The sequence below is a fragment of the Mycobacterium sp. 1165178.9 genome, assembly GCF_001673555.1.
Classification (GTDB): Bacteria; Actinomycetota; Actinomycetes; order Mycobacteriales; family Mycobacteriaceae; genus Mycobacterium.
The window spans coordinates 20630-38116 of record NZ_LZMB01000580.1 but is presented as its reverse complement, the minus strand read 5'-3'; the positions used below and the strand labels follow the sequence as shown (position 1 = coordinate 38116).

The 17487-nt window shown below is 63.0% G+C and carries 9 protein-coding genes, 3 rRNA genes and 1 pseudogene; 6 read left to right on the top strand and 7 right to left on the bottom strand.

Annotated features, from left to right (window positions below; all coding sequences use genetic code 11):
- The first annotated feature begins 214 nt into the window (after positions 1 to 214).
- A complete protein-coding gene (locus A5652_RS25080) occupies positions 215 to 2308 on the top strand; it encodes an alpha-1,4-glucan--maltose-1-phosphate maltosyltransferase (RefSeq protein WP_232001435.1) in 2094 nt (697 codons plus the stop codon).
- Positions 2309 to 2331: 23 nt separating this feature from the next.
- Positions 2332 to 4527 (top strand): 1,4-alpha-glucan branching protein GlgB, encoded by a 2196-nt coding sequence (gene glgB / locus A5652_RS25075; protein ID WP_067358421.1) that lies wholly within the window; start codon positions 2332 to 2334, stop codon positions 4525 to 4527.
- A gap of 8 nt (positions 4528 to 4535) precedes the next feature.
- Here the strand turns inward: glgB and A5652_RS25070 are convergent, their stop codons facing one another.
- Together A5652_RS25070 and A5652_RS25065 are read right to left on the bottom strand one after the other, a co-directional pair.
- Positions 4536 to 5453 (bottom strand): co-chaperone YbbN, encoded by a 918-nt coding sequence (locus tag A5652_RS25070; protein ID WP_067358420.1) that lies wholly within the window; start codon positions 5451 to 5453, stop codon positions 4536 to 4538.
- 179 nt (positions 5454 to 5632) lie between these two features.
- Entirely contained in the window at positions 5633 to 6814 is a 1182-nt protein-coding gene (locus tag A5652_RS25065; RefSeq protein ID WP_067358417.1) for an acetyl-CoA C-acetyltransferase, read from the bottom strand.
- A gap of 89 nt (positions 6815 to 6903) precedes the next feature.
- On the opposite strand from A5652_RS25065, the pseudogene mce reads away from it, so the two are divergent.
- Positions 6904 to 7370: pseudogene (mce, locus tag A5652_RS25060) on the top strand (methylmalonyl-CoA epimerase).
- 10 nt (positions 7371 to 7380) lie between these two features.
- Here the strand turns inward: mce and A5652_RS27270 are convergent.
- Together A5652_RS27270 and nucS are read right to left on the bottom strand one after the other, a co-directional pair.
- A complete protein-coding gene (locus A5652_RS27270; RefSeq protein ID WP_156745532.1) occupies positions 7381 to 7689 on the bottom strand; it encodes a hypothetical protein in 309 nt (102 codons plus the stop codon).
- Between the two features lie 23 nt (positions 7690 to 7712).
- On the bottom strand, positions 7713 to 8384 hold the full coding sequence (nucS, locus tag A5652_RS25055) for an endonuclease NucS (protein WP_067358414.1): 672 nt from the start codon (positions 8382 to 8384) through the stop codon (positions 7713 to 7715).
- A 45-nt stretch (positions 8385 to 8429) separates the two neighbouring features.
- On the opposite strand from nucS, the gene A5652_RS25050 reads away from it, so the two are divergent.
- The 3 genes from A5652_RS25050 (at position 8430) to A5652_RS25040 (ending at position 12276) form a co-directional block, all read left to right on the top strand.
- Positions 8430 to 10043 (top strand): adenylate/guanylate cyclase domain-containing protein, encoded by a 1614-nt coding sequence (locus A5652_RS25050; RefSeq protein ID WP_067358410.1) that lies wholly within the window; start codon positions 8430 to 8432, stop codon positions 10041 to 10043.
- A 245-nt stretch (positions 10044 to 10288) separates the two neighbouring features.
- On the top strand, positions 10289 to 11776 hold the full coding sequence (locus tag A5652_RS25045; RefSeq protein ID WP_067358408.1) for a DNA-3-methyladenine glycosylase 2 family protein: 1488 nt from the start codon (positions 10289 to 10291) through the stop codon (positions 11774 to 11776).
- Complete coding sequence (locus A5652_RS25040; protein ID WP_067358407.1) at positions 11773 to 12276, top strand: methylated-DNA--[protein]-cysteine S-methyltransferase; 504 nt, start codon at positions 11773 to 11775, stop codon at positions 12274 to 12276. Before A5652_RS25045 ends, A5652_RS25040 begins: the two co-directional genes overlap by 4 nt.
- A gap of 59 nt (positions 12277 to 12335) precedes the next feature.
- Here A5652_RS25040 and rrf read toward each other — a convergent pair.
- From rrf to A5652_RS25025, 3 genes are all read right to left on the bottom strand, one after another.
- Positions 12336 to 12448: ribosomal RNA gene (gene rrf, locus A5652_RS25035) — 5S ribosomal RNA — on the bottom strand.
- Positions 12449 to 12530: 82 nt separating this feature from the next.
- Positions 12531 to 15640, bottom strand: a 23S ribosomal RNA gene (locus A5652_RS25030).
- Between the two features lie 282 nt (positions 15641 to 15922).
- Positions 15923 to 17453, bottom strand: a 16S ribosomal RNA gene (locus A5652_RS25025).
- Together the 16S, 23S and 5S rRNA genes form the textbook arrangement of a ribosomal RNA operon.
- Positions 17454 to 17487: the final 34 nt, after the last annotated feature.

Sequence of the window (17487 nt, the reverse complement as noted above, 5' to 3'; positions counted from 1 at the left end):
CCTTACTGAGGTTCTCAGCGCCCGCACGGCGGGAAGGATCGCTTTCCTGGCCGGTGTGTGACCGGAGACTAGGGTGGGTATCGGGTAGTTATCGGGGTCGCAATGATGCCTCCCCGCACAGAAAGTTTCCCCACGACAGGAAGTTTCCCGACGAGCGGCATTCCGCGCGGAGCAGATCGCGGGGTTGGCCGCACACAATCGGAACGGAGTGCTGGTGCCCGGTCGTGTCGAGATCGATGACGTCCAACCGGTCGTTTCCTGTGGCGCGTATCCCGCGAAAGCAGTGGTCGGCGAAGTCGTGCCGGTCAGCGCCGCGGTATGGCGTGAGGGCCACGAGGCCGTCGCGGCCACTCTGGTCGTCCGCTACCTCGGGCCCGGCTATCCGCAGGTAGCCGAGACCCGCCGGATCAAGGCGGTGCAGGCTCCGGCAAAGCCGGTCACAGAGCGTGACGCCAAGGTCAACCAGCAACGAATCAAGCCGCTGTCACTGCCGATGACGATGGGTCTGGAGCCCTACGTTTTCCACGGTCAGTTCACCCCCGACCAGGTCGGTTTGTGGACGTTTCGGGTCGACGGGTGGGGCGATCCGATTCATTCGTGGCGGCACGGGCTGATCGCCAAATTGGACGCCGGTCAGGGCGAGACCGAACTGTCCAACGATCTTTTGGTCGGCGCCGGACTGTTCGAGCGCGCGGCGACGGGCGTGCCGCGCCCGCTGCGCGAACCGCTGCTGACCGCCGCGACTGCGCTGCGCAAGCCAGGCGATCCGGTCACCCGCACCGCGCTGGCGCTGGGACCGGAGATCGAAGAGATTCTGGCGGACTACCCGCTGCGCGATCTCGTCACCCGCGGCGAACAGCACGGCGTCTGGGTGGACCGGCCGCTGGCACGGTTCGGCTCCTGGTACGAGATGTTTCCCCGCTCGACCGGCGGGTGGGACGACAAGGGTCGCCCCGTACACGGCACCTTCGCCACGGCCGCCGCCCAGCTTCCACGCATCGCGGCAATGGGATTCGACGTCGTCTACCTGCCGCCGATTCACCCGATCGGCAAGATACATCGCAAGGGGCGCAACAACTCCCCGACCGCCGCCCCCGGGGACGTGGGGTCTCCTTGGGCGATTGGCAGCGACGAGGGCGGCCATGACGCCATCCACCCGGATCTGGGCACCATCGAGGACTTCGACGCCTTTGTCGCCGCGACGCGCGAGCTGGGCATGGAGGTGGCGCTGGACCTGGCGCTGCAATGCGCACCGGATCATCCCTGGGCGCGTGATCACCGCGAATGGTTCACCGAATTGCCCGACGGCACCATCGCTTACGCGGAAAACCCGCCCAAGAAGTACCAGGACATCTATCCGATCAATTTCGACAACGACCCGGCCGGCCTCTACGACGAGGTGCTGCGCGTGGTCCGGCACTGGATCGACCACGGCGTCAAGTTCTTTCGCGTCGACAACCCGCACACCAAGCCGCCGGATTTCTGGGCCTGGCTGATCGCCACGGTCAAGGCCGTCGATCCCGACGTGCTGTTCTTGTCCGAGGCGTTCACGCCACCGGCACGGCAGTACGGTCTGGCGAAACTGGGGTTCACCCAGTCCTACAGCTACTTCACCTGGCGGACCGCGAAGTGGGAGCTGACCGAGTTCGGCAACGACATCGCCAACCTCGCCGACTTCCGCCGGCCCAACCTGTTCGTCAACACGCCCGACATCCTCCACGCCATCTTGCAGCACAACGGGCCCGGAATGTTCGCCATCCGCGCGGTGCTGGCGGCCACCATGAGCCCGGCTTGGGGTGTGTATTCGGGCTACGAACTGTTCGAGCACCGGGCGGTGCGGGAGGGCAGCGAAGAGTACCTGGACTCCGAGAAGTACGAGTTGCGGCCCCGCGATTTCGCGGGCGCCCTCGCCGAAGGACGATCGCTCGAGCCATTCATCACGCAGCTCAACACAATTCGCCGACTCCATCCCGCCCTGGAACAGCTGCGCACGATCCACTTCCACGCCGTGGACAACGATGCGCTGCTCGCCTACTCGAAGTTCGACCCGGCGACCGGCGACTGCGTGTTGGTGGTCGTGACCCTCAACGCGTACGGGGCCGAGGAAGCGACGCTGTTTTTAGACATGGCCGCTTTGGGTATGGAGCCCTACGAGCGGTTTTGGGTGCGCGACGAGATCACCGGCCAGGAATTCCAATGGGGGCAGGCCAATTACATTCGCATCGACCCCGGGCAGGCGGTTGCGCACATCATCAACATGCCGCTCATACCGTATGACTCACGCATGACACTGCTACGCAGGCGATGAAACGGACCGGAGGTGAAAGGGACATGAGCCAAGCCGACCAACTCGCTCGGACACACTTGGCGCCCGATCCGGCCGACCTGTCGCGCCTGGTCGCTGGCACACATTACAACCCGCACAGCATTCTGGGCGCCCACGAATACGACGGTCACACCGTCATTCGGGCGTACCGGCCGCATGCGGTCGAAGTCGCCGCGCTGGTCGGTGACGACCGATTCCCCATGCAGCACATCGATTCCGGTCTTTTCGCGGTGGTGTTGCCGTTCGCCGACTTGATCGACTATCGGCTGCAGATCACCTATGAAGGTGCCGAACCGTACGTCGTCGCCGACGCGTACCGCTTTCTGCCGACGTTGGGTGAGGTCGACCTCCACCTGTTCGGGGAGGGACGCCATGAGCGGCTCTGGGAAGTCCTTGGCGCACATCCTCGTTCGTTCACCACGGCCGACGGTGTCGTCACCGGGGTGTCGTTTGCGGTGTGGGCGCCTAACGCCAAGGGCGTCAATCTGATCGGTGAGTTCAACGGCTGGACCGGCAATGAAGCCCCGATGCGGGTGCTGGGGTCATCCGGCGTCTGGGAGCTGTTCTGGCCCGGCTTCCCACTCGAGGGGCTGTACAAGTTCCGCGTGCACGGCGCCGATGACGTCGTGACCGACCGGGCGGATCCGATGGCGTTCGCCACCGAGGTGCCGCCGCACACCGCCTCGAGGGTCACGCGCAGCCAGTACACCTGGGAAGACGCCGACTGGATGACGGAGCGCGCGCAGCGCAACCCGGTATTCGAGCCGATGAGCACGTACGAGGTCCACCTGGGTTCCTGGCGTCCCGGCCTTAACTATCGGCAGTTGGCTCGCGAGCTGACCGATTACGTGGTGGAGCACGGGTTCACCCATGTCGAGCTGCTGCCGGTCGCAGAGCACCCCTTCGCCGGGTCGTGGGGCTACCAGGTGACGTCGTACTACGCTCCGACGTCCCGATTCGGGACACCCGACGAATTCCGGGCACTGGTCGACGCCCTGCACCAGGCCGGCATCGGGGTGCTGGTGGACTGGGTACCGGCGCACTTCCCCAAGGATGCCTGGGCGCTGGCGCGCTTCGACGGCACACCCCTATACGAGCATTCCGACCCCCAGCGCGGTGAGCAACTCGACTGGGGTACCTACGTTTTCGACTTCGGCCGCCGGGAGGTGCGAAACTTCCTGGTAGCCAACGCCCTGTTCTGGCTCGAAGAGTTCCACATCGACGGCCTACGGGTGGATGCGGTCGCCTCGATGCTCTACCTGGATTATTCGCGCCCCGAAGGGGGCTGGACCCCCAACATCTACGGCGGCCGGGAGAACCTGGAGGCCGTGCAGTTCCTGCAGGAGATGAACGCCACGGTGCACAAGACGGCCCCGGGTATCGTCACCATCGCCGAGGAGTCAACCTCGTGGCCGGGGGTGACGCGCCCGACAAACCTTGGCGGCCTGGGCTTTTCGATGAAGTGGAACATGGGCTGGATGCACGACACGCTCGACTACATCAGCCGCGATCCGATCTACCGCAGCTTCCATCATCACGAGATGACGTTCTCGATGCTGTATGCGTTCAGCGAGAACTATGTGCTACCGATCAGCCATGACGAGGTGGTCCACGGCAAGGGCACGCTGTGGGGTCGGATGCCGGGCAACAACCACGTCAAGGCCGCAGGGCTGCGCAGCCTGCTGGCCTACCAGTGGGCGCACCCGGGCAAGCAATTGCTGTTCATGGGACAGGAATTCGGGCAGCGCGCCGAGTGGTCGGAGGAGCGCGGCCTGGATTGGTGGCAGCTCGACGAGCAAGGCTTCTCCAACGGAATCCTGCGGCTGATCGGCGACATCAACGCCGTCTATCGCGGTCACCCGGCACTGTGGAGTCAGGACACCGTGCCCGACGGGTATTCCTGGATCGACGCCAACGACTCGGGCAACAACGTGTTGAGCTTCCTGCGTTATGGCAAGGATGGTTCGGTGATGGCGTGCGTGTTCAACTTCGCCGGCGCCGAGCACAGTGGATACCGGCTGGGCCTGCCATTGGCGGGGCGCTGGCGAGAGGTGCTCAACACCGACGCTACGGTCTACAACGGTTCGGGTATCGGCAATATGGGCGGCGTCGACGCCACCGAAGACCCGTGGCACGGCCGGCCGGCCTCGGCACTGTTGGTGCTGCCTCCCACGTCGGCGCTGTGGCTGGAACCCGAGTAACAGCCGCTTCAGTACAGCGCGTTGGCGAGGTTACGGCGTCCGGCGACAACCTCGGGATCGGCGGGGTCGAAGAGCTCGAACAGCTCGACCAGCCGGGTGCGTACCAGGGCACGATCGTCGCCGGATGTGCTGCGCACCAAGGCAATCAGACGGTCGAAGGCGGCCCCGACATCCTGATTGAGGATCTGTACGTCGGCCGCCGCGAGGGCGGCTTGGATGTCGCCGGGCGCGGCGTCGGCAGCGGCGACGGCGTCCGGGCGCTGCGCGGTTGCGCGCGTGAGGAATTCGATCTGCCGAATCGCCCCCTTGGCTTCGGCGTTGGCCGGGTTGGCGTCCAGGATCGACTGATACGACGTCTTGGCGGCTTCGAAGTCGCCGTCCTCCAGCTGTTGGCGGGCCGCGGCCAGCTCGGGATCGACTGCCTCCGCCTCACCGGAACTCGTTGAGCCCTTGAGCTTTCCGGCGGTCGCCGAGAGAATCTGGTCCAACCAGCCGCGCAACTGCTCCGCCGGCTGCATCCCCTGGAAACTCGATATCGGCTGACCGGCGGCCAGCGCCACGACGGTGGGGACGGCGTCGACGCCGAATATCTGCGCGACCCTGGGCGCGACGTCGACGTTGACCGTCGTCAGCGACCACTTGCCATTGTCTTGCGTGGACAAGCCGGCGAACGTATCGAGCAGCTGGACGCACGCGTCGCTGCGCGGTGACCACAGCAGCACGACGACGGGCACTTCCTCGGACCGCAGCAGGACCTCGGTCTCGAAGTTGGCCTCGGTGACCGCGATGATTCCGCGGTCACCCTCGGCGCCCGGCGGCGTCGCCCCTCCGGAAGGACCGCCCGCCGGCTGGGGCCGTTGCTTGAGACCGGAGAGATCGACCGCACCAGCCAGGGCGGGGCCGACAGAGGGTCGCGGACGCGTCACGCCGTCAAGTTTGTCATGCGCCCGGCCCCCCCATCCACCCGGCCGCGGCGGTTGTCAGACAGCGCCACGACAGGGCGAAAAGTGCCGCGCGCAGGGTCTTGAGCGGCAAATATGACGAAGATCACAATTCGTCATCGGCGCGTCGCGCCAGCAACGTAGGCGCACGGCCCTGACTTTGGCTAACCCGCGCGCAGAATCAGGGCGTCGCCCTGCCCGCCGGCCCCGCACAACGCCGCGACGGCATATCCAGAGCCGCGTCGGGACAATTCCAGGGCGGCATGCAGCGTGATCCGCGCTCCCGACATCCCGATGGGGTGCCCCACGGCGATCGCGCCGCCGTTGACGTTGACGAGATCGGGATCCACGCCGAGTTCACGCGTCGACGCGAGCGCCACCGCGGAGAACGCCTCGTTGATCTCAATGACATCGAGCTGGTCCACCGAGATGCCCTCACGATCGATCGCCTTCTTGATCGCATTGGCCGGCTGCGACTGCAGGGTGGAGTCCGGTCCGGCCACCACGCCGTGCGCGCCGATCTCGGCCAGCCAGGTCAGCCCCAGTTCGTGGGCCTTAGCCTTACTCATCACCACCACCGCGGCCGCGCCGTCGGAGATCTGGGAGGCCGACCCGGCGGTGATGGTGCCATCGCGGCGAAACGCCGGCTTGAGGCCGGCCAGCGACTCGGCGGTGGTGTTGGCGCGAATCCCTTCATCCTCGGTGAATTGCAGCGGATCACCTTTGCGCTGCGGGATGTTGACCGGCACCACCTCGTCGGTGAAGACGCCGTCCTTCCACGCCGCGGCCGCCTTCTGGTGTGACCGCGCAGCGAACTCGTCCTGCTCCTGCCGGGTGAATTTGTCGGCGTCGTTGCGCTGCTCGGTGAGCGCGCCCATCGGCTGGTCGGTGAACACGTCGTGCAGGCCGTCGTAGGCCATGTGGTCGAGCACCGTCACGTCGCCGTACTTGTAGCCCGAGCGGCTGTCCATCAGCAGGTGAGGCGCCTTGGTCATGGACTCCTGGCCGCCGGCCACCACCACGTCGAACTCCCCGGCGCGGATGAGCTGGTCAGCCAGCGCGATGGAGTCGATACCGGACAGACACATCTTGTTGATGGTCAGCGCCGGAACATCCCAGCCGATGCCGGCCGCCACGGCCGCCTGCCGTGCCGGCATCTGACCGGCTCCGGCCGTCAGCACCTGGCCCATGATCACGTAGTCGACCGCGGAGGCGGGAACCTTGGCCTTTTCCAGCGCGCCCGCGATCGCGATGGCCCCCAGATCGCTGGCGGAAAAGTCCTTCAGCGAACCCATCAACTTGCCAATGGGTGTCCGTGCTCCAGCAACGATCACCGACGTCGTCATGACTGTCTCCTAAGGGCTACTAGGCGCTCCCTCGATGGCCGTTTCGGCCTCCCGGAGAAGCGCAATCTTTGCCGCCAGGTTACCGTTATGTGATGACGACCGATCAAGTTGACGCCCGTCAGATCCTGGCCACCTCACTGGTGACGGCGATCGATCACGTCGGCATCGCAGTCGCCGACCTGGACGCCGCCATCACCTGGTATCACGACACCCTCGGCATGATCCTGGTGCACGAGGAAGTCAACGAGGAGCAGGGAATCCGCGAAGCCATGCTGGCTGTGCGCGGCGCCCGGCGGGCACCGCGCAGATCCAGTTGATGGCCCCCCTCGACGAGTCCTCGACGATCGCGAAGTTCCTCGACAAGCGCGGTCCGGGCATCCAGCAGATGGCCGTTCGGGTCAGTGACCTCGACACCTTTTCCGAACAGCTCCGCGAGCAAGGCGTGCGCCTGATCTACGACGCACCCCGACGCGGTACGGCAAACTCCCGGATGAACTTCATCCACCCCAAGGACGGCGGCGGCGTTCTCATCGAACTCGTCGAACCGGGCGCCTGAGACTTCGAATTCACGACCACTTTCTGGTGGGACCGCGGGTAGCGCGGTGCGCCCAGCATGGCGTGTGCCAATGCCGGCGGTCCTCGACTTGACCCGGGCCTCCCCCGAGCGTCGAGTCGGTCGGCCACACCACCAGATGCGCTGAGCCGGAGCGTATTTCGTGGTCGCAGCCGGGACACCTATAGGTTTTGACCGCACGGGCCGCCGGGACGGGACGGACTTCGTACTCGTGGCCATCGGGCCCGAGCTCCACCCGATGCGGTGCCGACGGTGGGGCCAACGACCGCTGCTGACGTGGCGGGATACGGCGCCGAGCCATGGGTGCAGTCTAGTGGCGACCCGTCAGAACAGCCGGTATTCGTCGCTGTCCATCCCGCGCATCTTGTCGTAATCCAATGTCAGACAACGGATGCCGCGGTCGGTCGCCAGCGTGCGTGCCTGCGGCTTGATCTGCTGGGCGGCGAACACCCCTTTTACGGGCGCGAGCACGGTGTCGCGGTTGAGCAGGTCCAGGTACCGGGTGAGCTGCTCGACACCGTCGATCTCGCCGCGACGCTTGATCTCCACCGCCACCGAGCCGCCGCGTTCGTCGCGGCAGAGCAGATCGACCGGGCCGATGGCCGTCATGTATTCGCGGCGAACCAGCGTGTATCCCTCGCCCAGCAGTTGCACGTGCTCGGCGAGCAGCGCCTGCAGGTGCGCCTCGACGCCGTCCTTGACCAGCCCGGGATCGATGCCGAGCTCGTGGCTCGAGTCGTGTTCGATCTCCTCGACGGTGATGCGCAGTTGTTCGCCGGCCTTGTTCTCGACCACCCACACCGGGGCCTGATCACCGGTCTCTTCGGTCAGCCAGCACGGCGGGCTCATCCAATTCAGCGGCTTGTAGGCGCGGTCGTCGGCGTGCACACTGACCGATCCATCGGCCTTGAACAGCAGCAACCTGCGCGCGGATGGCAGATGCGCGGTGAGCCTGCCGACATAGTCAACGGTGCATTGAGCGATCACTAGACGCACCCGACTCACCTTAGAGCGTGGCCGACGTCATAGGCTGACGCCACGATGTGGGCCAGTCAGACGATGGCACGACGTATAGGGCGGGTGCTGGAGAGAGTCACCCGTCAGAGCGGACGCCTGCCGGAAACACCTGCATACGGGTCGTTCCTACTCGGGCGGGTCTCGGAGAGCCAACACCGCCGCCGCATCCGCATTCAGGTCATCCTGACCGTGCTGGTGTTGGGCGCAAACCTGATCGGCATCGGCGCCGCGCTGCTGTTGGTGACGGTCGCCATTCCCGCACCGAGCGTGTTCAACGACGCGCCCTGGTGGATCACTTTCGGCGCCGCGCCGGCCTATGTCGCGCTTGCCCTGACCGTGGGCGTCTACTGGATCACTCGCCGGACCGTGCTCGCATTGCGGTGGGCGATCGAGGAGCGCGCGCCCACCGCTGAGGACGAGCGCAACACGTTCATCGCCCCGTGGCGAATCGCGTTGGTCGACCTCATTTTGTGGGGCGTCGGGGCGGTAGTGCTGACGGTCCTCTACGGCCTGGCCAACACCCTGTTTATTCCGCGGTTCCTCGTGGGAGTCGGCTTCTGCGGGGTTCTGGTGGCCACCGGGAGCTATCTGCTCGCCGAGTTCGCGCTGCGGCCGGTGGCGGCCCAGGCTCTCGAGGCCGGCCCGCCGCCACGGCGACTGGCGGCCGGCATCATGGGCCGGACCATGACGGTGTGGTTCGTCGGGTCGGGCGTGCCGGTCATCGGCATCGTCGTCCTGACCACATTCCAGATCATGATGCGAAACTTGACCGAGACCGAGTTCGAGGTCGCTGTGCTGATGGTGTCGTTTGCGACGCTGATCTTCGGATGCGTCCTGATGTGGATCCTGGCCTGGCTGACGGCGACACCGGTGCGCGTAGTCATGGCGGCGCTGCGACGTGTCGAGCGGGGAAACCTCCGCGGCGATCTGGTGGTGTTCGACGGAACCGAACTCGGTGAGCTGCAGCGCGGATTCAACGCGATGGTAGACGGCTTGCGCGAGCGGGAACGCGTGCGCGACCTTTTCGGCCGGCACGTCGGCCGCGAGGTCGCCCTGGCCGCCGAACGCGAGCGGCCGAAGCTGGGCGGCGAAGAACGCCACGTCGCCGTGGTCTTCATCGATATCGTCGGCTCCACGCAGCTGGTGACGAACAGCCGCCCGGCCGAAGTCGTTAATGTCCTCAACCAGTTTTTCGCCATCGTCGTCGAAGAAGTGGATCGACATTGCGGGCTGGTCAACAAGTTCGAAGGCGATGCGTCGCTGGCCATCTTCGGAGCACCGAATCACCTGGACAGCCCGGAGGACGCCGCGCTCGCCGCCGCGCGCTGCATCACCGAGCGACTGGCCGATGAAATGTCTGAGCTCTCGGCCGGCATCGGTGTGGCGGCGGGTCGTGCCGTTGCCGGAAACGTCGGCGCCAGGGAGCGTTTCGAATACACCGTGATCGGTGAACCGGTCAACGAGGCGGCCCGGCTTTGCGAACTTGCCAAGTCGCACTCGAGCCGACTTCTGGCGACGGCCGAAGCGATCGAGGGTGCGAGCGAAAACGAGCGGGCGCGTTGGTCATTGGGCGAAACCGTGACCCTGCGCGGACATGAACGGCCCACTCAACTGGCGTCGCCCGTCGACCTTGAATGATCGGTTTCGAGCCGAATTGAACGCAGCGACAACTGCATAACCTCGGCTCGAAAGTTGTCGGGGGTTTGCAGACCCGTTTCAAGGGCGCACATGTCTTGGCTACGGCTACAGCTACGGCTACGTGCGTCCGTCGTGATCGGGACTCAGACCGGCCGACTGGTGACGGCGAGTCGGGTCACTCCCGCTTCCACGACGATGTCGCTTTTCCGCCAGTTTTGTCGGCGGGCGGGTGTAAACCTGGAAACGTGCACGACGATTTCGAACGCTGCTACCGGGCCGTCCAGTCCAAGGACGCCCGTTTCGACGGATGGTTCGTCACCGCGGTCCTGACCACCCGCATCTACTGCCGGCCCAGTTGCCCGGTGCGGCCCCCGTTCGCGCGTAACGTGCGGTTCTACCCGACGGCGGCGGCCGCTCAGCGAGCGGGCTTTCGAGCATGCAAGCGTTGCCGCCCCGACGCGTCCCCGGGTTCTCCGGAGTGGAACGTGCGCGGTGACGTCGTGGCACGAACGATGCGCCTGATCGCAGACGGGACGGTGGACCGCGAAGGCGTCGGCGGCTTGGCCGCCCATCTCGGTTACACCACCCGACAGCTGGAGCGGCTGTTACAGGCGGAGGTCGGGGCCGGCCCGCTCGCGCTGGCCCGCGCACAACGGGCACAGACCGCCCGGGTGCTGATCGAAACCACCGACCTGCCATTCGGCGACGTCGCCTTCGCCGCGGGGTTTTCCAGCATCCGTCAGTTCAACGACACCGTGCGCGCGGTCTTCGAGAACACACCGCGTACGCTGCGTCAGCGCGCGACGACACGCGCGGGCTCGAGCCCGAATTCCCCTGGCACCGTGTGCCTTCGGCTCCCGGTACGCACGCCCTTCGCCTACGCGGGCGTCTTCGGTCATCTGGCAGCCAGCACGGTGCCCGGTTGCGAGGAAGTCCGCGATGGCGCCTACCGACGCAGTCTGCGCCTTCCGTTCGGCAACGCAATCGTCACCCTGACCCCTGCCGTCGACCATGTCCGGTGCGTGCTCGTGCTCGACGACTTTCGTGATCTGACAACGGCTATCGCGCGCTGCAGGAGGCTGCTCGACCTCGATGCCGACCCGGACGCGGTGGACGAAGCGCTGAGCGACGACGAGGAGTTCTGCGCCGTCGTTGCCAAGGCGCCGGGGCAGCGGATTCCGCGCACTGTTGACGAAGCCGAACTGGCGGTGCGCGCGGTGCTGGGCCAGCAGGTGTCCACAAAGGCGGCGAGCACTCATGCGGGCCGCCTGGTCGCCGCGTACGGGCAGCCGATCAACGATCCCGAGGGATCCTTGACCCACACCTTCCCATCCGTTGAGCAACTCGCGGACATCGATCCCATCCATCTGGCGGTGCCCAAGGCCCGGCAACGGACATTGAGTGCTCTGGTCGCCGGCTTGGCCGCCGGAAGTGTGGAATTGAGCGCCGGCTGCGACTGGGAGAGCGCCCGACGGCAATTGCTCGCCTTGCCCGGGGTCGGGCCCTGGACCGCGGAAGTGATCGCAATGCGCGGCCTCGGCGACCCCGACGCGTTTCCCGCCAGTGATCTGGGGCTACGCCTGGCCGCTGAACAGCTGGGCCTGGCGTCCGACGAACGCTCGCTCGTCGCGCGCGGTGCGCGTTGGCGACCCTGGCGTTCCTATGCCACCCAATACCTCTGGACCACTCTCGAGCATCCGGTAAACCATTGGCCGCCACAGGAGGTCGCATGATCCAGTACCGCATCATCGACAGCCCGATCGGACTGCTGACCCTGGCCGGGCGCGGCTCGGTGCTGACGAACCTTCGCATGGTCGACCAGACCTACGAGCCGAGCCGCACTGACTGGTCGCCGAACCCGCAGGCATTCGGCGAGGCCGTCGAGCAACTCGGCGCGTATTTCGCCGGCGAGCGCACCGACTTCGATTTCGAATTCGACCTGCGTGGCTCCGAATTCCAGCGCAGGGTGTGGAACGCGCTGCTGACCATCCCGTACGGGGAGACGCGATCCTATGGACAGATCGCCGGCCAGATCGGGGCTACCGGCTCGGCACGCGCGGTGGGTTTGGCCAACGGACACAATCCGATCGCGATAGTCGTTCCGTGTCACCGAGTGATCGGCGCCAACGGCAGCCTTACGGGTTACGGCGGCGGGCTCGACCGGAAACGAACGCTTCTCGAGATGGAGCGCAGCCGCACAAGTGCCCCTGCGGAATTAACGCTATTCGATTAGAGCTCCGATTTGTCTGCGGATGCAAAAACACCCCCGGCGACGGGGGTGTTTTTGTGTATGTTCGGCGGTGTCCTACTTTTCCACCCGTATGGGCAGTATCATCGGCGCTGACAGGCTTAGCTTCCGGGTTCGGAATGGGACCGGGCGTTTCCCTGTCGCTGTGGCCGCCGTAACTCTATTTAAATTTGTTTGGTGGGGGGTGTGGCGTTCCGCGGCATTTCTGCCACCGAACTGGACTGTGGTTGCGATTGTGTGTTGGTAAGTTTTCGGCCGGTTAGTGCCAGTTCCCTGCACCCATTACTGGGCTTCCAGGTCTGGCCTATCGAACCCGTAGTCTGCGGGGGGCCTTATCCCTCTAAAAGGGTGAGAAACCTGATCTTGGAGAAGGTTTCCCGCTTAGATGCTTTCAGCGGTTATCCTGTCCGAACGTGGCTATCCAGCCGTGCCCCTGGTGGGACAACTGGTATACCAGAGGTTCGTCCGTCCCGGTCCTCTCGTACTAGGGACAGGTTTCCTCAAGTTTCTGACGCGCGCGGCGGATAGAGACCGAACTGTCTCACGACGTTCTAAACCCAGCTCGCGTGCCGCTTTAATGGGCGAACAGCCCAACCCTTGGGACCTGCTCCAGCCCCAGGATGCGACGAGCCGACATCGAGGTGCCAAACCATCCCGTCGATATGGACTCTTGGGGAAGATCAGCCTGTTATCCCCGGGGTACCTTTTATCCGTTGAGCGACACCCCTTCCACTCAGAGGTGCCGGATCACTAGTCCCGACTTTCGTCCCTGCTTGACTTGTAAGTCTCGCAGTCAAGCTCCCTTGTGCACTTACACTCAACACCTGATTGCCGTCCAGGTTGAGGGAACCTTTGGGCGCCTCCGTTACATTTTAGGAGGCAACCGCCCCAGTTAAACTACCCGCCAGGCACTGTCCGTGAACCCGATAAGGGTTCGACGTTAGGTGTCCAATACGATCAGAGTGGTATTTCAACAACGACTCCATACAAACTGGCGTCTGTACTTCACAGTCTCCCACCTATCCTACACAAACCGTACCGAACACCAATACCAAGTTGTAGTGAAGGTCCCGGGGTCTTTTCGTCCTGCCGCGCGTAACGAGCATCTTTACTCGTAGTGCAATTTCGCCGAGTCTATGGTTGAGACAGTTGGGAAGTCGTTACGCCATTCGTGCAGGTCGGAACTTACCCGACAAGGAATTTCGCTACCTTAGGATGGTTATAGTTACCACCGCCGTTTACTGGGGCTTAAATTCTCCGCTTCACCTTACGGTTAACGGGTCCTCTTAACCTTCCAGCACCGGGCAGGCGTCAGTCCGTATACATCGTCTTGCGACTTCGCACGGACCTGTGTTTTTAGTAAACAGTCGCTACCCACTGGTTTCTGCGGCCGAATCCCGCTCCCACCGCAAGGGTGTTCACGGTATTCCGGCCCCCCTTCTCCCGAAGTTACGGGGGCATTTTGCCGAGTTCCTTAACCATAGTTATCTCGTACGCCTTGGTATTCTCTACCTGACCACCTGTGTTGGTTTGGGGTACGGGCCGTGTATGTGCTCGCTAGAGGCTTTTCTTGGCAGCAGAGGATCACCGAATTCGCCTCAATCGGCTATGCATCACCTCTCAGGATTAATGAGCGACGGATTTGCCTATCGCTCTCCCTACAGGCTTGCCCCAGTATTACCACTGACTGGTACGGCTACCTTCCTGCGTCACCCCATCGCTTGACTACTACCAGCGAAGGTCCCACGCAGCCCCGAAACTCCATGCCCCCGAAGGGGAATGGTCGATCCGGTTTTGGGTGGTTAGTACCGCTGATTCATCAGGGACGCCTATACACGGGTACGGGAATATCAACCCGTTGTCCATCGACTACGCCTGTCGGCCTCGCCTTAGGTCCCGACTCACCCTGGGCGGACTGGCCTGGCCCAGGAACCCTTGGTCTTACGGCGGGCAAGGTTCTCACTTGCCTTATCGCTACTCATGCCTGCATTCTCACTCCCCCATCCTCCACCACCGGTCACCCGGAGGCTTCGCTGAATGAGGGACGCTCCCCTACCCACATTCACGTAAACGTGAATGTGCCGCGGCTTCGGCGGTGTGCTTGAGCCCCGCTACATTATCGGCGCATAATCACTTGACCAGTGAGCTATTACGCACTCTTTCAAGGGTGGCTGCTTCTAAGCCAACCTCCTGGTTGTCTCTGCGACTACACATCCTTTTCCACTTAGCACACGCTTAGGGGCCTTAGCCGGCGATCTGGGCTGTTTCCCTTTCGACGTACGGAGCTTATCCCCCGCCGTCTCACTGCCACGCTTTACACCACGGCATTCGGAGTTTGGCTGACGTCAGTAACCTAGTAGGGCCCATCGGCCATCCAGTAGCTCTACCTCCGTGGTGAACCACGCAACGCTGCACCTAAATGCATTTCGGGGAGAACCAGCTATCACGGAGTTTGATTGGCCTTTCACCCCTACCCACAGCTCATCCCCTCAGTCTTCAACCTAAGTGGGTTCGGGCCTCCACGCGGTCTTACCCGCGCTTCACCCTGGCCATGGGTAGATCACTCCGCTTCGGGTCCAGAACACGCCACTACACCCCAAAGGGGATGCGCCCTATTCAGACTCGCTTTCGCTGCGGCTACCCCACACGGGTTAACCTCGCGACGTGTCCCTGACTCGCAGGCTCATTCTTCAAAAGGCACGCCATCACCCCACGAAGAGGCTTTGACGGATTGTAGGCACACGGTTTCAGGTACTATTTCACTCCCCTCCCGGGGTACTTTTCACCATTCCCTCACGGTACTAATCCGCTATCGGTCATCGAGAAGTATTTAGGCTTACCGGGTGGTCCCGGCAGATTCACAGCAGATTCCACGGGCCCGCTGCTACTCGGGAACTGATACAAGGTAGGTGACGGGTTTTCGCGTACCGGGCTCTCACCGTCTACGGCAGGCCATCCCAGGCCATTTCTGCTAACCACGACACTTTCTGACTACCCCTCAGCCAGGTAGAGCTGAGACATATCACTCCCACAACACCGCGCACACAACCCCTACCCGGTTATACATGCGTGCGGTTTAGCCTGTTCCGCGTTCGCTCGCCACTACTGACGGAATCACAATTGTTTTCTTCTCCTACGGGTACTGAGATGTTTCACTTCCCCGCGTTACCTCCCGCACCCTATATATTCAGATACGGGTAACACGACATCACTCGTGCTGGGTTTCCCCATTCGGAAATCCTCGGATCAATGCTTGGTTGACAGCTCCCCGAGGCATATCGCAGCCTCCCACGTCCTTCATCGGCTCTCGATGCCAAGGCATCCACCATGCGCCCTTAAACACTTACTTACACACAAGAGTTAAAAAAGAAATTACACATTTCGATGAACACGTCAGCCACGAAGGACTACGCGTCATCTAGATGCTCGCAACCACTATCCAATACTCAAACACCACACCCCACCACCAAGATGGAGGGACTCCACACGGATCGACCGAGTGTTGTCTCAGGGCCCAATAGTGTGTCTGGCAATCATTTGCTGTTGTGCACCCGGTTTTCGTCCACTACAGACGAGAACCCCTCACGGCTCGCACCCCACCAATTGGGATGCTTTTCGTGGTGCTCCTTAGAAAGGAGGTGATCCAGCCGCACCTTCCGGTACGGCTACCTTGTTACGACTTCGTCCCAATCGCCGATCCCACCTTCGACAGCTCCCTCCCAAGGGTTAGGCCACTGGCTTCGGGTGTTACCGACTTTCATGACGTGACGGGCGGTGTGTACAAGGCCCGGGAACGTATTCACCGCAGCGTTGCTGATCTGCGATTACTAGCGACTCCGACTTCATGGGGTCGAGTTGCAGACCCCAATCCGAACTGAGACCGGCTTTAAAAGGATTCGCTTAACCTTACGGCATCGCAGCCCTTTGTACCGGCCATTGTAGCATGTGTGAAGCCCTGGACATAAGGGGCATGATGACTTGACGTCATCCCCACCTTCCTCCGAGTTGACCCCGGCAGTCTCTCACGAGTCCCCGGCATTACCCGCTGGCAACATGAGACAAGGGTTGCGCTCGTTGCGGGACTTAACCCAACATCTCACGACACGAGCTGACGACAGCCATGCACCACCTGCACACAGGCCACAAGGGAACGCCTATCTCTAGACGCGTCCTGTGCATGTCAAACCCAGGTAAGGTTCTTCGCGTTGCATCGAATTAATCCACATGCTCCGCCGCTTGTGCGGGCCCCCGTCAATTCCTTTGAGTTTTAGCCTTGCGGCCGTACTCCCCAGGCGGGGTACTTAATGCGTTAGCTACGGCACGGATCCCAAGGAAGGAAACCCACACCTAGTACCCACCGTTTACGGCGTGGACTACCAGGGTATCTAATCCTGTTCGCTCCCCACGCTTTCGCTCCTCAGCGTCAGTTACTGCCCAGAGACCCGCCTTCGCCACCGGTGTTCCTCCTGATATCTGCGCATTCCACCGCTACACCAGGAATTCCAGTCTCCCCTGCAGTACTCTAGTCTGCCCGTATCGCCCGCACGCTCACAGTTAAGCCGTGAGATTTCACGAACAACGCGACAAACCACCTACGAGCTCTTTACGCCCAGTAATTCCGGACAACGCTCGCACCCTACGTATTACCGCGGCTGCTGGCACGTAGTTGGCCGGTGCTTCTTCTCCACCTACCGTCAATCCGAGAAAACCCGAACCTTCGTCGATGGTGAAAGAGGTTTACAACCCGAAGGCCGTCATCCCCCACGCGGCGTCGCTGCATCAGGCTTGCGCCCATTGTGCAATATTCCCCACTGCTGCCTCCCGTAGGAGTCTGGGCCGTATCTCAGTCCCAGTGTGGCCGGACACCCTCTCAGGCCGGCTACCCGTCGTCGCCTTGGTAGGCCATCACCCCACCAACAAGCTGATAGGCCGCGGGCCCATCCCACACCGCAAAAGCTTTCCACCAAAAGACATGCGTCTAAAGGTCCTATCCGGTATTAGACCCAGTTTCCCAGGCTTATCCCGAAGTGCAGGGCAGATTGCCCACGTGTTACTCACCCGTTCGCCACTCGAGTACCTCCGAAGAGGCCTTTCCGTTCGACTTGCATGTGTTAAGCACGCCGCCAGCGTTCGTCCTGAGCCAGGATCAAACTCTCCAAACAAAAACTCCTCGCAGAACGAGGTGAATTCACAATC